The organism is Phenylobacterium sp. (assembly GCF_036495085.1).
GTDB lineage: Bacteria > Pseudomonadota > Alphaproteobacteria > Caulobacterales > Caulobacteraceae > Phenylobacterium.
Map to the genome: position 1 here is coordinate 40583 of NZ_DASXNL010000087.1, position 17419 is coordinate 58001.

Genomic DNA, 17419 nt, shown 5'->3' on the forward strand with positions numbered 1-17419 from the left:
ATGACCGCTCGACCCGTCAGGCGCGCGATCCGCCCGGCCGACAGGGCCGAGGCGCTGGCGTCCGCGCGAAACCTCAAGATGGCGCGGTCAGCCCATGCCTATGTCCGGGGCAGCACGGCAAAGTTCTACGCCTGGCTGGAAGATAGCGCCGGCAAGGTCCCCGAGGGGCCACCGATCTGGATTTGCGGCGACTGCCACGTCGGAAACCTGGGCCCCTTGGCCGACGCCAAGGGCCGAGTGGCGGTGCAGATCCGCGACCTGGATCAGACCGTGATCGGCAACCCCGCGCATGACCTGATCCGCCTGGGACTTTCGCTGGCCTCGGCCGCTCGCGGCTCGGACCTTCCTGGCGTCACCACCGCCAAGATCCTGGAACACTTGGCAGCGGGCTATGAGGCTGCCCTGGGCGGAGTTTTCGAGGGGGAACGTGACAAGAGCCATCGGCCGGTGGAGATCCAGGCGTTGCTGGAACGCTCCGTACGGCGACGGTGGCGGCACCTGGCGGCCGAGCGCCTCGACACGGTTGAGCCGAGGGTGCCGCTGGGCCGCAAGTTCTGGCATCTGGACCGCAAAGAAACCGCCGCATTAAAGGCCTTGGTTTCGGATCGCGACCTCAGCGCCATGATCAGTGCTTTGAATGGACGCGGCGCCGATGACGCCGTCGAACTGGTCGACGCGGCCTATTGGATGAAAGGATGCAGCTCTCTCGGCCGCCTTCGCTATGCCGCCATGTTGCGGGTCAGTGATGGCGCGTCTTCGAGCCTTTGCTTGATCGACGTCAAGGAAGCGACGGCGGCGGCCGCCCCAAGGGCGGCTGACGAGACGATGCCGCGGGACAACGCGGTACGCGTGGTGACGGGCGCGCGCGCGCTGTCGCCGTACCTTGGCGAAAGGATGATCGCGGCCCGGCTCCTGGACAAGGCCGTCGTCTTGCGCGAGCTGATGCCGCAAGATCTCAAGATCGAGGTGGATCGGCTCAGCCCCAAGAAGGCGACCGCCCTTGCCCGCTACCTTGGCGGTGTTGTCGGCCGGGCTCATGGCCGTCAGATGGACGCCGGAGCGCGCGCGGCCTGGCGCGAGACGCTGAAGAAGGCCGGAACCTCGACACTGGAAGCCCCGGCGTGGCTTTGGTCGAACGTGGTCGAGCTCATCGGAACCCACGAGGCGGCCTACCTAGAACACTGCCGCCGATTTGCGCTGTCCCAGCCAGCCTGATTGCCGGCGCCGGCGCGCCAGGCGGGCGACATGACTTCGGCCGTCCCAGCGCACATTCCGTGAAAAGCGCCGCGGATCGGGTTGACCGATGAGCGGTCCGGTGGGGCCCGGATGAAAGCGGCGACGGCGGAAACGAAGAGCGCCGCGCTCGCGTAGCACGCTGGACAATGCGCTGGGATCCCGGCGCGGGATCCGCAAATCTCGCCGTAGGCCTGCGCAAGACTGCGCATATGCAGCCAAGCCGCTTCGGCGGAAAGCAGGGCCGCGCCAATCAGCACGACACCGGACTTGCGGAGGATTTGCGCGGCGTTCGTAGCAGGCACTCACTCAACTCCCGGCTTTGTCGAACCACCCTGCCCGCTCGTGGCCGCCGGAGCCTTGACCAATATCAAGGTCACGCTTGGCCGGCTGCGGCATCCCCTCGCGCAGCAACGCAGGAAGCCCGGGGGCCATGACAGCCATAACCGCTCAAGAGGACGAGATGCTGTTCGGCTCGGTCCTGCTCTACGCCGCCTGCGGCCTAGGGGCCCTCCTCTGCCTGATGGCGACAGCGTTCACGCAGGACCCGCTCTTCCGCTTGCAGGGCTGGATCTACACGGGGGCCTTCGTCCTCGCGACGGCGACCATGACGATCGGCATGGCGGAAGGTTGGTTCAAGGCGACGCCCGGCCGCTACGAAGACGGCGTGATCCGCGCCGGCGTCATTGCGACCCTGTTCTGGGGCGTTGTGGGCATGCTGGCCGGCGTCGTCATCGCCTGCCAGCTCGCCTGGCCCGACATCTTCTATGTTCCATCGCAAGGCTGGTTGAACTTTGGCCGGCTGCGACCGCTACACACCTCGGGCGTGATCTTCGCCTTTGGCGGCAACGCCCTGATAGCCACGTCATTCTGGGTCGTTCAGCGAACCTGTCGCGCGAGGCTCGCCGGCGGCGTCTGGCCCTGGTTCGTGTTCTGGGGCTACCAGCTGTTCATCGTCTCCGCGGCGATCGGATATCTCTCCGGCGTCACGCAGAGCCGCGAATACGCCGAGCCCGAGTGGTTCACCGATATCTGGCTGACCGTGGTCTGGGTCGCCTACCTGTTGATCTTCCTGGGGACGCTGCTCAAGCGCAAGGAACCCCACATCTACGTGGCCAACTGGTTCTACCTAGCCTTCATCGCGACCATCGCGATGCTGCACATCGTCAACAACCTGGCGATGCCGATCAGCCTGCTGAACCACAAGAGCTACTCGGCCTTCTCCGGCGTCCAGGACGCCCTGGTCCAGTGGTGGTACGGCCACAATGCCGTGGGCTTCTTCCTGACCGCCGGCTTCCTGGCGATCATGTACTACTTCGTACCCAAGCGGATCGAGCGCCCGATCTATTCCTACAGGCTGTCCATCGTCCACTTCTGGGCGCTGATCTTCATCTACATCTGGGCTGGCCCGCACCACCTCCACTACACCGCCCTGCCCCAGTGGACTCAGACGCTGGGCATGACCTTCTCGATCATGCTGTGGATGCCGTCCTGGGGCGGGATGATCAACGGCCTAATGACGCTCTCGGGCGCCTGGGACAAGCTGCGCACCGACCCGGTCGTCCGGATGATGGTCGCTTCGCTGGCCTTCTACGGCATGGCGACCTTTGAGGGTCCGGTCATGTCGATCCGCGAGGTCAACGCGCTCTCGCACTACACCGACTGGGGCATCGGCCACGTGCATTCCGGCGCACTCGGCTGGGTCGGCTTCATCACCTTCGGGGCCATTTATTGCCTGGTGCCGTGGCTCTGGAAGAAGAAGTCCATGTGGTCCATGCGCCTCGTCGAGTGGCACTTCTGGATCGCGACCACAGGCGTCCTTCTCTACATCGCCTCGATGTGGGTCTCCGGCATCATGGAGGGCCTGATGTGGCGTGAATACACGCCCCAGGGCTTCCTCGCCAATACCTTCATCGAGACCGTCGCGGCCAAGCACGTCGAGAACGTCGTCCGGATGATCGGGGGGCTGATGTACCTCAGCGGCACGCTGCTGATGACCCTCAACGTGTGGCGGACGATCCGCATGCCCGGCGCGACCGCGCTCGAAGCCGAGGCCTCAGCGCCCACCCTGCTCGCCCTCGCGGCGCAATAGGAACCGCCGCCATGTGGAAGCATCACGCCAAGTTCGAGCGCAACTCGCTGATCCTGCTGATCGGCATCCTGGTGGTCGTCGCCATTGGGGGCCTCATCGAGATCAGCCCGCTCTTCTACCTAGAAAGCACCATTGAGAAGGTGCAGGGCATGCGGCCCTATACTCCCCTCGAACTCGCCGGCCGCGACGTCTACATCCGCGAAGGCTGCTACCTCTGCCATTCGCAGATGATCCGGCCGCTTCGCGACGAAGTCGAACGCTACGGTCATTACAGCCTGGCGGCCGAGAGCATGTACGACCACCCGTTCCAGTGGGGGTCGAAGCGCAACGGCCCGGACCTGGCCCGGGTCGGGGGCAAGTACTCCGATGAATGGCATCGCCAGCACCTCACCGATCCTCGCTCGATGGTGCCGGAATCGACCATGCCGCCCTACGCCTTCCTGGCCGACCGGGACCTCGACTACCACGACATGGTCGAGCGCCTGGCGGCCCAGCGGAAAGTCGGCGTCCCCTACACCCAGGACCAGGTGGCCCACGCCATCGACGACCTGGAGGCCCAGGCCGACCCGTTCGACGCCCGCGGCACGGCCCTGAAGAAGCGCTATGGCGCCAAGGCCGTCCAGCGTGACTTCGACGGCCATCCGGACCGCATCACCGACATGGATGCGCTGATCGCCTACCTGCAGATGGTGGGCACGCTCGTGGACTTCCGCACCTACCACGCCGAAGCGCCGGATAACCAAAGATGACCGGCATCCGAGAGTACGAGGCCGTGTCCCGCTTCGCCCAGCAGGCCGGCACCGTCTACTTCGTCGCCCTGTTCCTGGCCGGCCTGATCTACGCGTTTTGGCCGCGCAACAAGGAGGCGTTCCAGCGCCTCGCCCGGCTCCCCCTCGAAGACGACGAGAGCGACCATGTCTGAGCGCAGGATCGACGAACCGACCGGGGTCGAGACCACCGAGCACGAATGGGACGGCATCCGCGAGCTGGACAATCCCCTGCCCCGCTGGTGGCTGTGGACCTGGTACGCCAGCATCGCGGTCGCTGTAGTCTACTGGGTGCTGATGCCGGCCTGGCCGGGCCTGCACGGCTACACCAAGGGCATCCTGCATCAGTCCGACCGCGTGAAGGTGATTCAAGACCTCGCCGGCCTGAAGGCGCTCCGCGGAGCCGCGGGCGCTGAACTCCAGGCGGCCAGCCTCGAAGAGATCGAGCGTGACCCGAAACTGCAGGCCTACGCCATGGCCGCGGGCCAGGCGCTGTTCGGGGACAACTGCGCGACCTGCCACGGCCAGGGCGGGACCGGCGGAAAAGGATACCCCAATCTGCGCGACGACGTCTGGCTCTGGGGCGGCTCCCTGGAGCAGATCCAGCATACGATCACCTATGGCGTGCGGACTGGTGAACCCGGCGCGGCGAACACCCAGATGCCGGCCTTCGGCCGTGACCAGATGCTCAAGGACAGCCAGATCGATGACCTGACCGAGTATGTCGTGGCGCTCTCGCACCGCCCCGCAGACAGCGCCGCAGTGGCGCGCGCGACGCAGATCTTCGCCGAGCAGTGCGCGGCCTGCCACGGGCCCGAGGGCAAGGGCGACCAGTCTCGCGGGGTCCCGAACCTGACCGACAGTGAGTGGCTCTACGGGCCCACACGCGACGACATACGCGACCAGATCTTCAACGGCCGCGGCGGGGTCATGCCGACCTGGGGCAAGCGCTTCGACCCCCAGACCATCAAGGCGCTCACCGTCTACATCCATGCGAACGCCGGAGGCCAGTAGCCCCGATGACCGTAGTCATCGACCGCACCAAAGGGCGCGCTCCGGAATCCGGCCCGGAGCCGGTGTCGGCGGCGGCTCGGGTGCGCGCCAAGGCGGCCAACCGCGGGGGCCTCTATCAGGCCCGGGTCCCGATCTACCCGAAGCTGGTGCACGGGCGCTGGCGGGCGATCAAGTGGACGCTGATGATCGTCGCCTTGTCGATCTACTGGATCACCCCGTGGATCCGGTGGCCAAGGCCCAATGGCCTGCCGCAGCAGGCAGTCCTCGTCGATTTCGCCGGCGGCCGCTTCTACTTCTTCGGCATCCAGCTTTGGCCACAGGAGGTCTATTTCATAACCGGCCTGCTGGTTATGGCGGCCATGGCGCTCTTCCTGGTGAGCGCGCTCTTCGGACGGCTCTGGTGCGGCTACACTTGCCCGCAGACCGTCTGGACCGACCTCTTCATCTATGTCGAACGAGCCTTCGAGGGCGACCGCAACGCTCGCATGCGCCTGGACGCATCGCTCTGGTCCTTCGATAAGGCCTGGCGCAAGGCCGGCAAGCACCTTGTCTGGCTCGCAATAGCCTTCGGCACGGGCGGAGCCTGGATCTTCTACTTCCATGACGCGCCCACGGTGATCCGCGGTTTCTGGGTCGGGCAGGCGGCTCTCACAGCCTACGTCTTCTGCGTCCTGCTCACGGCCACGACTTACGTCTTCGCGGGGTTCATGCGCGAGCAGGTCTGCATCTACATGTGCCCCTGGCCGCGCATCCAAGGCGCCATGCTCGACCAGCACTCCTTGCAGATCACCTATCGCGCCGACCGCGGCGAACCACGAGTCCCCCACAAGAAGAACGCCGGGTGGATCGGTCGGGGTGACTGCATCGACTGCAAAGCCTGCGTCGTCGCCTGCCCGATGGGAATCGACATCCGCGATGGCGCGCAGATGGAATGCATCAACTGCGGCCTGTGCGCAGACGCCTGCGACGAGATCATGGTCAAGGTCGGACGGGCGCGCGGCCTGATCGGATATGACACCGACGCTGCGGTGTCCGCGCGCGCCGGCGGCAAGCCCGCGGTCTACAAGCTCGTGCGGCCGCGCACCCTTTACTATGCCGCCGCCCTAACCCTGGTCAGCAGCCTCATGGCCTGGGGCCTGGCGCACCGGGCGGTCCTCGACCTGCACGTCCTGCGCGATCGAAATCCGATCTTCGTGCGGATGCAGGATGGCTCTGTCCGCGACGGCTACATACTGAAGATCGCCAACCGAGGATTCTACCCGAAGACGGTGACGGTGCGCCTGAGCGGCGTGCCGGGCGTGCGCCTGAAGACGCCCGGCGCGCCACCGGTGACGGGCGACCTGGCCGTCAGCCTCGAGCCAAACGCGGTGCGGGCCCTCCGCGTCTTCGCTATCGCGCCGCGCGGCCAGCCGGCCGGCGTCCACGCCGCTGCCTTCACCGTAGGCGACGGGTCGGACGCGGTCCGGGTGGTCACCGCCTTCACCTCTGGAGCCGCGCCATGACCCTCGTCCCGTCGCCCCGCCCGGGCTTTCGCCTGACCGGCTGGCACGTCCTGGCCATTGTGACCGGCTTCTTTGCCGTTGTCGTCGCCGTGGACGTGGCCTTCGTGGTGATGGCGGTGAAGACCTTTCCCGGCGAGGTCTCGGCGACGCCTTACGAGGACGGCCTGGCCTACGACCGCGCCCTCGCCGAGCTCCGCGCACAGGAGCAACTGGGCTGGCGGACGACCGCGGCGGCCGAGCCCGGGGCGGTCGTGGTAGAGCTGCACGATCGTAGCGGCCGACCGCTCGTTGGTCTGGCGGTGAGCGGCGAGCTGCAACGGCCGGCAACCGGAGCCGGGCGGATCGTCCTGGCGTTCCACGAAACTCTACCTGGGCGTTACGTCGCCCATCCGGGGGCCGTCCGTGGCGCCTGGGACCTCACGGCCCACCTGCGTGGCCCGTCCGGCGTGCGGATCTCGGCCGAGCGGAGGCTCATTTGGCCCTGATCCAGGATCTCGCCCGGGCGCCGGACCTGTCCGCGTTCCTGGCGCGGCGCCCCGGAGCCAAGCCCAGCCTCGATCTGCTGGTGACGGGCGCGCGCTGCGCGGCCTGCCTCGGTAAGATCGAACGCGAGACCGCAGGTTTGCCCGGCGTGGCGACGTCACGCCTTAACCTCACCACCGGCAAGCTGACGGTCGCCTTCGATAGCCGCGCGACCGCTGATCCCGGCGCTGTTCTGGCGACTCTCGAGCGGTTGGGCTATCGGGCGTCCCCCTATGATCCTGGCCTCGCCTCCGAGGCGCGCGACCGAGAGGGCCGGCGGCTTGTGCTCTGCCTGGCGGTCGCAGCCTTCGGGGCCATGAACACCATGATGTTCTCGGTGCCACTCTGGGCCGGTCTTTTTGGTCAGGAGCTGGGTCCGGCGAGCCGCCTCGTCATGCAGTGGTGGTGCGCGCTGGTGGCCACCCCCTGCGCGCTCTATGCGGGCCGGCCATTCTTCGAATCCGCCTGGCGCTCGCTTAGGGCGCGGCGATCCAACATGGACGTCCCGATCTCGATCGGCGTCCTGCTCACCCTGGGCATCAGCTTTTCGGAGACCCTCCTGCGCGGTCGCGACGCCTACTTCGACGCCGCGGTCTCACTCGTCTTCCTGCTGCTGATCGGCCGCTGGCTCGACCACCAGCTGAAAGCGCGCGCGCGCAGCGCAGCGGCTGACCTCCTGGCCCTGCAGGCGCCCAGCGCCGCCGTCCTCGACGCTGAGGGGCACGAACACCGTCGCCCGCTCACGGACATCGCAGTGGGCGAGCGGCTGGTCGTCAGGCCAGGCGATCGGATACCCGTGGACGGCCGGGTGGAGTCCGGTCTCGCCGAGCTCGACATGTCGCTGCTCACCGGCGAAACCCGTCCCGTCGCCATGGGCGCAGGCCAGGTCTGTCGAGCCGGCGCGGTCAACCTTTCCGGCCTGCTCGTCCTGACCGCCTTGGCCCAGAGCGAGCACTCCAGCCTTGCGGCCGTCGCGCGGCTCGTGGAGGCCGGCGCCCAGTCAAAGTCGAAATACGTCCGACTCGCCGACCGGGCGGCGCAGATTTATGTGCCGGTGGTGCATGGCGCCGCAATCCTGACCTTTGCCGCCGGATGGCTGCTGCTGGGCCTTGGGCCGCGCGAAGCGCTGCTGCGCGCCGTCGCGGTGTTGATCATCACCTGTCCCTGCGCCCTCGGCCTCGCCGTGCCGGCCGTGCAGGTGGCGGCTTCGGGGCGGCTGTTCCGGCGCGGCGTGCTCGTCAAGTCCGGCGCAGCGCTTGAACGCCTCGCGCAGGTCAATCACGTCGTGTTCGACAAGACCGGTGTGCTGACGCAGGGGCGCCCGCAGCTGACCGATGCGCCGGCCTCGACCGTGGCCATCGCCGCGCCGCTCGCGCGTGCGTCGCGCCATCCGCTGGCGCGCGCGCTGGCGGAGGCGGCCGGTCCAGGTCCGACGGCCGATGAGGTGATCGAACACCCCGGCCAGGGCGTCGAGGGCCGGATTGCCGGGCGCACGGCTCGCCTGGGCCGCGCGGCTTTCGTGGGTGTTCCGAGCGCACCGGGTCCCGAGACCGAGCTGTGGTTCGGCTTCGACGGCGACACCAAAATCCGCTTCGGTTTCTCCGATCGCTTGCGCGCCGACGCCGTTGAAACGGTGGCGGCCTTGAAAGCCATGGGCCTGACAGTCGAGGTGCTGTCGGGCGACACCCCCGATGCGGTAGCCCGATGCGCCGAGGCCGTTGGTGTCTCGCAGCGGCGCGCCGGCTTAACTCCGGCCGACAAGGCCGAGGCGATCGCCGCCCTGCAGTCAGGTGGCCATAGGGTCCTGATGGTGGGCGACGGGCTGAATGACGCCGCCGCCCTTGCGCGCGCCGACGCCAGCATGGCGCCTGGCTCGGCCCTGGACGCCAGCCAGAACGCCGCCGACTTGGTGTTCTCGGGGGACAGTCTCGGCTCCGTCGTGGAGGCGTTGCGGATCGCGCGCCGCGCCCGACAGCTGGCGCTCGAGAACTTCGGATTCGCCGCGCTCTACAACATGGCGGCCGCGCCGGCCGCCATGCTCGGCCTCATCAATCCCTTCCTGGCGGCTCTCGCCATGTCAGGCTCATCGCTTGTGGTGACCCTGAATGCGCTTCGCCTGCGGACCCGCTCATGACGATCTTCGTGATGTTGGCGCCGATGTCGGTCTTCCTGGGGCTGCTCGGCGTGGGGGCGTTCTGGTGGACGCTGAGCCATGGGCAATACGACGATCCGGAGGGAGACGCCGCAAGGATCCTGGTGGAGGATCCCGACGACTGTCCGCTCTGAGTTGTTCTCGCTCCCGGCAGGGACGCTTCCCTCATCCTACCCACCGCCCGCCTCCCCCGCTTGCCGAGGTCGGCGGCGGGCTCCGTAGCACTACTTAGGGGGTTCTCCGAAATGTCGCACTCCGGTGCGTGCGCGTAGCCAAGGTTGCGCGAACTGGAGCCCGCCATGACCCTTGCCTATCCCTTGTCCGATCCTCGTGGCGCGCGCCCCGCGGCAACCCTGGCGGAGACCTTCGAACGTCTCGGGGCGCGTATGCACTTTGCGCGTGACGAGGAGATCTATGCCCAGGACGACGACGCAGATCTGCTGTTCCAGGTTGTCAGCGGCGTCGTGCGCACAAGCCGGCTCACGGCCGATGGCCGCCGCCAGGTTGGCGACTTCTATTATCCAGGCGACATCTTCGGCCTGGAGCCGGGGCCGGACCATCGTTTCGCCGCCGAGGCCTTGAGCGCCTGCGAGCTGATGGCGGTGCGACGCGCCTCGGTGCGCGCGGCGGCGGGCGAGTTCGAGTTCAACCGCGCGATCCTGGAGGCCGCCCGCCAGGAGATGGAACGGCTGCAGGAACACGTCCTGTTGCTCGGCCGCAAGAGCGCCTGCGAGCGGGTGGCGAGCTTCCTGATTTCGCTAGCGCAGGGACGCAGCGACGGACCGGTCGAATTGTCCATGGGCCGGCAGGATATCGCCGACTACCTTGGCCTGACGATCGAGACCGTCTCGCGCATGCTCACCCGGCTGCAGGGAGAGGCGATCGTCGAATTTCCGTCCCTGCGCGCCTTTCGGGTCCGCAGGTGGACGGCGCTTGAAGCGCTCGCGGGGTAGCGCGGCGTCAACGTGCTAGCGGTCGCCATGCCGGCCTTGCCACCTTGCGCCTTCAATCCTACGGCTGCGCCTATGGGTCCGGTCTCGAAACTCCCAGTCCCGCCGCAGGGCCGGGCGCATTGGATGATGGGCTATGTCATCGCCGCGGCCGCGAGCGGGGCCTGCCTGGCCGCTCAGCTGGCGCTGGCGCCGGCGCTGCATGACCGGGCGAACTTCCTTCTCTTCGTGCCGGCCCTGATGGCGGGGGCTCTCGCCGGTGGCCTGGGCCCGGCGTTGTTGGCGACGGCCCTGGCGGTGCTGTTCAACGCCCTGGTCGCCCGCAGCGCATTGACCGGCGACCCCCAGGCTCTGGTCGCCATGGTCGTCTTCCTGCTGCTTGGCGGCGCTTCGGGGCTCGCCGGCGAGCGGCTCAGGCGCGCTGCGGAAACGGCCCGCGCGGCCTTCAGCGACCTCGCCGCGCGCGAAGCGCATCTGAAGTCGATCCTCGACACCGTGCCCGACGCGATGATCGTCATCGACGAGCGCGGCGTCATACAATCCTTCAGCAGCGCCGCGGAGCGGCAGTTCGGCTGGACCAACCCGCAGGTGCTCGGCCGCAATGTCAGCATGCTGATGCCCGAGCCCTACCGCTCCGCCCACGACGGATACGTAGCCCGCTATCTCACGTCGGGAGAGCGGCGGATCATCGGCATCGGCCGCGTGGTGGTGGGGGAACGCAAGGACGGCTCAACGTTCCCTATGGAGCTTTCGGTAGGGGAAATGGTCTCCGGCGAGCGGCGCTACTTCACCGGTTTCGTCCGCGACCTGACGGAGCGCCAGGCCGCCGAACGGCGGATGCAGGACCTGCAGGGTGAGCTGGTGCACGTCTCACGGCTGACGGCGCTGGGCGAGATGGCGTCAGCGCTCGCCCATGAACTCAACCAGCCTCTGACGGCCACCGCCAATTTCATGAGGGGGTGCCTGCTACTGGTCGAGCGGGAGCCGGTCGACAAGGCGCGGCTGAAAGACATGATCTCCCAAGCGGCCGATCAGGCGCTACGCGCCGGCCAGATCATCCGGCGCCTGCGCGGCTTCGTCGCCAAGGGCGAGGCTGAACGGCGGGTCGAGAGCTTGCCTCAACTTCTCGAAGAGGCCGGGGCCTTGGCCATGGTCGGCGTCAAGGAGCGTGATGTCCGGCTCCGTTTTGAGATCGATCCCCGAGTGAACCTGGTGATGGCTGACAAGGTGCAGATCCAGCAGGTGGCCCTCAATCTGATCCGCAACGCGATCGAGGCGATGGAAGGCCGGGCGCGGCGCGAGTTGGTCGTCGGGGCAGCCTGCGCTCCCGACGACATGGTCGAGGTCTATGTCAGCGACACCGGCCACGGCATAAGTCCGGACGTGGCCTCGCAGCTCTTCCAGCCGTTCATGACCACCAAGGCTCACGGCATGGGTATCGGCCTTTCCATCTCGCGGACCATCATCGAGGCCCACGGCGGGCGCATATGGGTTGAGCCAAATCGGGAGGGCGGTGTCACCTTCCGGTTCACTCTGCCGTGCGTGCGCGACGAGGAACTTACCGGCGATGAGTGAGCCGCAGGTCCACCTGATCGACGACGACGAGGCCGTGCGCACGTCTCTCGGATTCCTTTTTGAAATGAACAACCTGCGGGCGCACACCTACGCCTCGGCGATCGAGTTCCTGCAGTCCGCATCCACCCTCGAGAGCGGCTGCGTCGTCACCGACGTGCGCATGCCGGAGATGAATGGACTGGAACTCGTCCGTCGACTGAAGGAACGGGGCGTGGCGCTGCCGGTGATCGTCATCACCGGCCACGGTGACGTGCCGCTCGCAGTGGAGGCGATGCGCGCGGGCGTCGTCGACTTCATCGAGAAGCCGTTCGAAGACGACACGCTCTTGAACTCGGTCCGCCAGGCGTTGAGCGTCCAGGCGCAGACCAGCCGCCACGACGCCGAACGCCACCGGTTCGAACAGATGCTGGCTGGCCTCTCCGGCCGGGAGCGCGAGGTGCTTGCCGGTGTCATCGCGGGCAAGCTCAACAAACAGATCGCCTTTGAACTGGGTATCAGCCCACGAACGGTGGAGGTCTATCGCGCCAACGTCATGAGCAAAACCAGGGCGGGCGGGCTTTCTGAATTGGTGCGGATCGCCCTCATGGCTGGCTTCGGCGATGTTTGACCTGGCTCAAGGCGGCCAGCCGAGATCGCCGACAACGTCTGGCGATGTCGCCAACCGCGCGCGCCGAGCCCCCCGCCACAGTCCTGGTGGTTGATGACGATGCCGCCGTGCGCAGCGCATTGGGGTTCGCCCTCGAGCTTGAAGGCTTCGACGTGGTGACCTGCGAGTCAGGCGAAGCGCTCTTGCTTCAAGACCTGCCGACGCGAAACGCCTGCCTGGTGATCAGCGCCCAACTCCCGGGGATTTCGGGGATGGAAGCGCTCCAGAGGCTTCGCGCGCGCTGCGTCACCCTGCCCGCGATCCTGGTGACCAGCCGCTCCAAGGCCGCAGACCGCGCGGCGGCGACAGCGGCGGGCACGCCAATCCTGGAAAAGCCCCTGATCGGCGATGCTTTGAAGACGTCCATCCTGGACGCCCTCGCCCGCTGACGCCTTCGTCGCACGCCCTCCCGCAGATTAGAGCGCCTTGGCGTGACGGCCGCTCGCAAGGTCGAAATGCCGATCGAACTGGGCGCAGATCGAGCGTACGAGCAGGCGGCCGGCCACGAGAACCTGGAGCTTGCCGTCCCTGAAAGCGAGAAGCCCGTCTTCGCAGAACGGCTCAAGCCGCTGAAGGCAGGGTGTCAGCCCGGACACCTGGCGGTTGTGGCGCGAGCAGCCGGCTTCCAAGTCGACGGACATATCGCACATCAGCCTCTCGATGATCTGCCGACGGAAGGAGTCCTCGTCGGTGACTTTGACGCCGCGAGCGACCGGCAGACGCCCCTCGCCCACGGATGCGCGCCAGCGGGCGCAGGTTCATCGTAGAGCGGTTCTGAGCGGCTGCGATTGCGACAGCTACGGCGTCGACTTCTGCGAAGCCTTGCTGACCATGACGAACACCGTCACGCGGCGATTTTCCGCCTGGCTGGACGACGACACATTGTCCTCGACCGGCACGGTTGCGCCCAGGCCCGTCGCCGACATCATCTTGTTGGGCGGCAGCTTGGCGTCTTTCAGCAGATAGGCCGTCACCGCACTCGCCCGCTGGTCGCTCAGCCTCTGGTTGGCCGCCGCATTCCCCGTACTGTCGGCGTGACCCACGACACGGACAAGATACCCCGGCTCGCTCATCGCCTGTTTGGCGATGTCCTGCAGAGCCTGCTTGCCCTGGTCATTTATGGCCACGCTGCCTGATTTGAACAGGACCCGGGTGCTTGCCTTCGTGTCGAACTGGCCGACCTGCGAGAGGCGCCGCTCATTTTCGGCCTGCCGCTTGTCGGCCTCGGCCTTTTCGGCGAGGAGCTTCTCCTTGGCTTCAGCGGTGCCCGCCTCAACGGCCCTGGCGGTCTTAAGGTCGTCGGGTTTGAAGGTCACGCTGGTGGCGTCGACCACATCTCCGTTCTGCACGGTCTGCATGGTGACCGCGAGGCCCTTGATCAGGTCGCTGGCCGGATGGTCGTCCTTCCTGACACCCACGAGACCCCGCGAAGCCTGGATCTTGGTGGTGTCCGTGAGCGTCACCTTGGTGTCCGCGCCGCCAACCCGAACAACCAGGTGGTTGCCGTCATGGGAAACGATAACGCCATCCATGGTCGTTGGCGTGGTCGTTTGCGCGGCCGCCAGGCCGGGGACGACCAAGAAGAGCGCGGTCACGGTCGACACGAGCAGGTTCGATCTCGAATTCATAGTGCCCTCCTGGCCGTGACCTTACGCGTCGCGGCGGCGATTGAGCTTCACTGCGGCACTATTGCGCTGCAGTATGGCGATGCCATCGGATGAAACCCGGAGGTGGACCTGGGCGCCGGCCCCCGAAGACCAACGGTTGTAGTCGGCGAGCCCCAGAGAAGCCGCTGTGGGCCGCTCTTTGATGTTCATCAAAAGCTTCGTTCTTGCCAAAGACGCCGCCACGGACCCCGGCGACCGTGACCCAGCCCCGAGCCTGCGGCGTCGGCGCCGGACCCCAATGTGTCCAGGGAGCACGCGCAAACCGCTCTGCGGTGCGACCATGGGACGCCGCCCGGCAGCCTCCGACTTTCGGGATATGCGGGACTCCGGGCTTGCATTTCCGCCGGCCGCTGCCCAAGCGTGAACGGCGGGCGCGCGCGCAGTCGGGGATCACAATGCGAAGATTTAGCGGCCTGCTTGTCGCGGGTTTGGCGATGGCGGCCTTTCCGGCGGGAGCTGCGAGCGAAATGGCTCGCCTGAAGGCGGAGGCCGCGCAAGTCGCCATCGTTCGCGACGACTGGGGCATCGCCCACGTCCACGGCAAGACCGATGCACAGGCTGTGTTCGGGATGGTCTACGCGCAGGCTGAAGATGACTTCGAGCGCGTCGAGACCAACTACCTGACCGCGCTCGGCCGCACCTCCGAAGCGGAGGGCCACGCTGCGGTCTGGAAAGACCTACGCCAGAAATTGTTCATCGATCCCCATGACCTGCAGGCGAAATATGCGGCCAGCCCGACTTGGTTGAAGGCATTGATGAACGGTTGGGCCGACGGCCTGAACTACTATCTGGCGACCCATCCGAAGGTGACGCCCAAGGTCATCAAGCACTTCGAGCCCTGGATGGCGCTGAGCTTCACCGAGGGGAGCATCGGGGGCGACATCGAGCGGGTCTCCCTTCCCGATCTCGAAGCCTTCTACGGCCAGCCGCGGACGGCGGCCCTGTCAGACGACGACACCCTGAAATTCAAGGAGCCGAGCGGGTCCAACGGCATGGCCATCTCGCCCTCGATCACCAAGGGCGGTCATGCGCTCCTTCTGATCAACCCGCACACCTCCTTCTTCTTCCGCTCCGAATTGCAGATGACCAGTGAGGAGGGGCTGAACGCCTACGGCGCGGCGACCTGGGGCCAACTCTTCATCTACCAAGGGTTCAACGAACACGCCGGCTGGATGCATACCTCGACCGGCGCCGACACGGTCGATGAGTTCGCCGAGACCATTGCGCGCAAGGGTGGCCGGCTCTTCTACCGCTACGGGACAGAAGAAAGGCCGGTTGCGGTCTCGGCCATCACCATCCCCTACCGGACACCGGCCGGCGGCATGGCCAGCCAGACTTTCACGGTCTACCGCACCCATCACGGCCCGATCGTGCGCGCCGCCGACGGCAAGTGGATCGCCATCGCCATGATGAACAAGCCCGTCGAAGCACTGGAGCAGTCCTTCGGACGGACGAAGGCCACGGACCTGGCGAGCTTCCAGAAGGTGGCGGAACTGGCGGCCAATTCCTCCAACAACACCCTTTTCGCCGACACCAAGGGAGAGACGGCGCTCCTGCTGCCGCAATTCATGCCCAAGCGTGACAACCGCTTTGACTACACCAAGCCGGTCGACGGCTCCGACCCGGCAACCGATTGGCAAGGGCTGGTGAGCTTCGCCGAGACGCCGCACGTTGTGAACCCGTCGAACGGCTGGGTCTACAACAGCAACGATTCCCCCTGGTCCGCCGCCGGGCCCAACAGCCCGAAGAAGGCCGACTATCCGCGCTACATGGACCAGGCCGGCGAGAACCCACGAACCGCGCACGCGACAAGGGTGCTGAGCGCTCGCAAGGACTTCACCCTGCCGACCCTGATCGAGGCGGCCTACGACCCCTATCTTACCGCCTTCGCCAGACTGATCCCGACCCTGGTCGCAGCGTACGATGGCGCGGCGGCGGACGATCCGCTGAAGATGAGGCTCGCCGAGCCAATCGGGTCCCTGCGCGCCTGGGACGACCGCTGGTCGGCGGATTCGTCGCCAACGGCGCTGGCGGTGTTCTGGGGTGAGGCGCTCTGGGCCAAGGTCGCACCCGACGCCAAGAAGGCGGGCCTCAGCGTCTACGACTACATGGCGACCCGTGCCAGCCCGGCGGACAAGCTGCAGGCTCTGGCCGAGGCCACTGACCGTCTCGTCCAGGACTTTGGGACCTGGAAGACGCCCTGGGGCAAGATCAACCGCTTCCAACGGATCGATGACGCCATTGTCCAGCGTTTCGACGATGCCGGTCCGAGCATCCCGGTGCCGTTCACTTCCGCCCAATGGGGCTCGTTGGCGTCGTTCGGCGCGAAACGTTACCCCGATACCCGGAAATACTATGGCTCCAGCGGCAACAGCTTCGTCGCCGTCGTTGAATTCGGCGAGCGGATCCATGCGCGGGCCGTGACAGCCGGCGGTGAGAGCGGAGATCCGGCGTCCAAGCACTTCAGCGACCAAGCCGAACGCTACGCCAGTGGAAACCTGCGAGAGGTCTACTTCTACCCAGACCAGCTGGTCGGGCACACCGAGCGGCGCTACCACCCGGGCGAATAGGCCGCCCTTTTAGAACGAGACGCAGGCGGCCTCAGTGATCAGGAGGACCGACTCCTGATGGAAGCGGGCCTTGTAGGCGTTGCGGACCGCCTCGAGCTTGCCGAGTGTCTGAGGGCCCTTCGGCAACACGATCATGACCACCTTGGACGCCTCGCGGATCATGTGGTTCTCCTCGCCCCGCCACTGGCCCCCGCCGTCCAGAACGGTCAGGCCGTCAGGGAACCGCGGCGTGATCTCCTCGTCCATGAACCTGCCGAAGTCCGCATCGCCGACCGCCGGCTTGCCATGCACGTTGCGGCCGAAGAAGAGTTGAGCGGTGTGCATATACTCCTGCCCGGCGGGACAGGCCGGCACGGGTGGAAGTGTGGCGCAGCCCCCGAGGGCGAACGCCAGGATCAGTCCCCCCGCCGCCCTCACCCGCCGACCAGCTCCCGTCCGATGAGGAAGCGGCGGATTTCGTTGGTGCCGGCGCCGATGTCGTAGAGCTTGGCGTCGCGCACCAGGCGCTCGACCGGGTAGTCCTTGGTGTAGCCGGCGCCGCCCAGCGCCTGCACCGCCTCCAGCGAGACCCTGACCGCGTTCTCGGAGGCCATCAGGATCGCGCCGGCCGCATCGAAGCGGGTCGTCTGGCCCGCATCGCAGGCCCTGGCCACGGCGTAGACGTAGGCCCGCGCCGAATTCAGCGCGACATACATGTCGGCGACCTTGCCCTGCATCAGCTGGAAGGAG

At 66.9% G+C, this 17419-nt stretch carries 19 protein-coding genes; 14 read left to right on the forward strand and 5 right to left on the reverse strand.

Features of this window, described 5'->3' with window-relative positions; all coding sequences use genetic code 11:
* The 13 genes from VGI62_RS10255 (at position 1) to VGI62_RS10315 (ending at position 12842) form a co-directional block, all read left to right on the forward strand.
* Positions 1-1215, forward strand: coding sequence for a DUF2252 family protein (locus VGI62_RS10255; protein WP_331504386.1), 1215 nt, complete (start codon positions 1-3; stop codon positions 1213-1215).
* Between the two features lie 625 nt (positions 1216-1840).
* Positions 1841-3325, forward strand: a complete 1485-nt coding sequence (gene ccoN, locus VGI62_RS10260; RefSeq protein WP_414695672.1) for a cytochrome-c oxidase, cbb3-type subunit I — start codon at positions 1841-1843, stop codon at positions 3323-3325.
* A gap of 11 nt (positions 3326-3336) precedes the next feature.
* Positions 3337-4074 carry a cytochrome-c oxidase, cbb3-type subunit II gene (gene ccoO / locus VGI62_RS10265; RefSeq protein WP_331504387.1) on the forward strand — a complete coding sequence of 246 codons (738 nt, stop codon included), beginning with the start codon at positions 3337-3339 and terminating at the stop codon, positions 4072-4074.
* Complete coding sequence (locus tag VGI62_RS10270; protein ID WP_331504388.1) at positions 4071-4247, forward strand: cbb3-type cytochrome c oxidase subunit 3; 177 nt, start codon at positions 4071-4073, stop codon at positions 4245-4247. Before ccoO ends, VGI62_RS10270 begins: the two co-directional genes overlap by 4 nt.
* Positions 4240-5106 (forward strand): cytochrome-c oxidase, cbb3-type subunit III, encoded by an 867-nt coding sequence (ccoP, locus tag VGI62_RS10275; protein ID WP_331504389.1) that lies wholly within the window; start codon positions 4240-4242, stop codon positions 5104-5106. The genes VGI62_RS10270 and ccoP overlap by 8 nt, the downstream gene beginning before the upstream one ends.
* A gap of 5 nt (positions 5107-5111) precedes the next feature.
* Positions 5112-6608: a cytochrome c oxidase accessory protein CcoG gene (gene ccoG, locus VGI62_RS10280; RefSeq protein WP_331504390.1), complete on the forward strand. Its 1497-nt coding sequence runs from the start codon at positions 5112-5114 to the stop codon at positions 6606-6608.
* Positions 6605-7093, forward strand: a complete 489-nt coding sequence (locus VGI62_RS10285) for a FixH family protein (RefSeq protein ID WP_331504391.1) — start codon at positions 6605-6607, stop codon at positions 7091-7093. Before ccoG ends, VGI62_RS10285 begins: the two co-directional genes overlap by 4 nt.
* Positions 7090-9264, forward strand: a complete 2175-nt coding sequence (locus VGI62_RS10290) for a heavy metal translocating P-type ATPase (protein ID WP_414695673.1) — start codon at positions 7090-7092, stop codon at positions 9262-9264. The genes VGI62_RS10285 and VGI62_RS10290 overlap by 4 nt, the downstream gene beginning before the upstream one ends.
* Positions 9261-9416, forward strand: a complete 156-nt coding sequence (gene ccoS / locus VGI62_RS10295) for a cbb3-type cytochrome oxidase assembly protein CcoS (protein ID WP_331504392.1) — start codon at positions 9261-9263, stop codon at positions 9414-9416. The genes VGI62_RS10290 and ccoS overlap by 4 nt, the downstream gene beginning before the upstream one ends.
* A 165-nt stretch (positions 9417-9581) precedes the next feature.
* Positions 9582-10235, forward strand: coding sequence for a helix-turn-helix domain-containing protein (locus tag VGI62_RS10300; RefSeq protein WP_331504393.1), 654 nt, complete (start codon positions 9582-9584; stop codon positions 10233-10235).
* 123 nt (positions 10236-10358) lie between these two features.
* Positions 10359-11807, forward strand: coding sequence for a PAS domain S-box protein (locus VGI62_RS10305; RefSeq protein WP_331504394.1), 1449 nt, complete (start codon positions 10359-10361; stop codon positions 11805-11807).
* Positions 11800-12414: a response regulator FixJ gene (gene fixJ, locus VGI62_RS10310; protein WP_331504395.1), complete on the forward strand. Its 615-nt coding sequence runs from the start codon at positions 11800-11802 to the stop codon at positions 12412-12414. The genes VGI62_RS10305 and fixJ overlap by 8 nt, the downstream gene beginning before the upstream one ends.
* A 44-nt stretch (positions 12415-12458) precedes the next feature.
* Positions 12459-12842 (forward strand): response regulator transcription factor, encoded by a 384-nt coding sequence (locus VGI62_RS10315; protein WP_331504396.1) that lies wholly within the window; start codon positions 12459-12461, stop codon positions 12840-12842.
* Between the two features lie 27 nt (positions 12843-12869).
* Here the strand turns inward: VGI62_RS10315 and VGI62_RS10320 are convergent, their stop codons facing one another.
* The 3 genes from VGI62_RS10320 to VGI62_RS10330 form a co-directional block, all read right to left on the reverse strand.
* The gene (locus tag VGI62_RS10320; RefSeq protein ID WP_331504397.1) at positions 12870-13187 is read right to left on the reverse strand and encodes a hypothetical protein; all 318 of its coding nucleotides are present in this window, start codon (positions 13185-13187) and stop codon (positions 12870-12872) included.
* Positions 13188-13250: 63 nt separating this feature from the next.
* Positions 13251-14081, reverse strand: coding sequence for an OmpA family protein (locus VGI62_RS10325; protein WP_331504398.1), 831 nt, complete (start codon positions 14079-14081; stop codon positions 13251-13253).
* 21 nt (positions 14082-14102) lie between these two features.
* A complete protein-coding gene (locus VGI62_RS10330; protein ID WP_331504399.1) occupies positions 14103-14270 on the reverse strand; it encodes a hypothetical protein in 168 nt (55 codons plus the stop codon).
* Between the two features lie 245 nt (positions 14271-14515).
* On the opposite strand from VGI62_RS10330, the gene VGI62_RS10335 reads away from it, so the two are divergent.
* A complete protein-coding gene (locus VGI62_RS10335; protein WP_331504400.1) occupies positions 14516-16690 on the forward strand; it encodes a penicillin acylase family protein in 2175 nt (724 codons plus the stop codon).
* A 9-nt stretch (positions 16691-16699) separates the two neighbouring features.
* Here the strand turns inward: VGI62_RS10335 and VGI62_RS10340 are convergent, their stop codons facing one another.
* Both VGI62_RS10340 and VGI62_RS10345 read right to left on the reverse strand, forming a co-directional pair.
* Positions 16700-17014, reverse strand: a complete 315-nt coding sequence (locus VGI62_RS10340) for a DUF3574 domain-containing protein (protein WP_331504401.1) — start codon at positions 17012-17014, stop codon at positions 16700-16702.
* Positions 17015-17103: 89 nt separating this feature from the next.
* Positions 17104-17419, reverse strand: a 316-nt coding sequence (locus tag VGI62_RS10345; RefSeq protein WP_331504402.1) for an acyl-CoA dehydrogenase family protein, incomplete at its 5' end; no start/stop codon positions are given.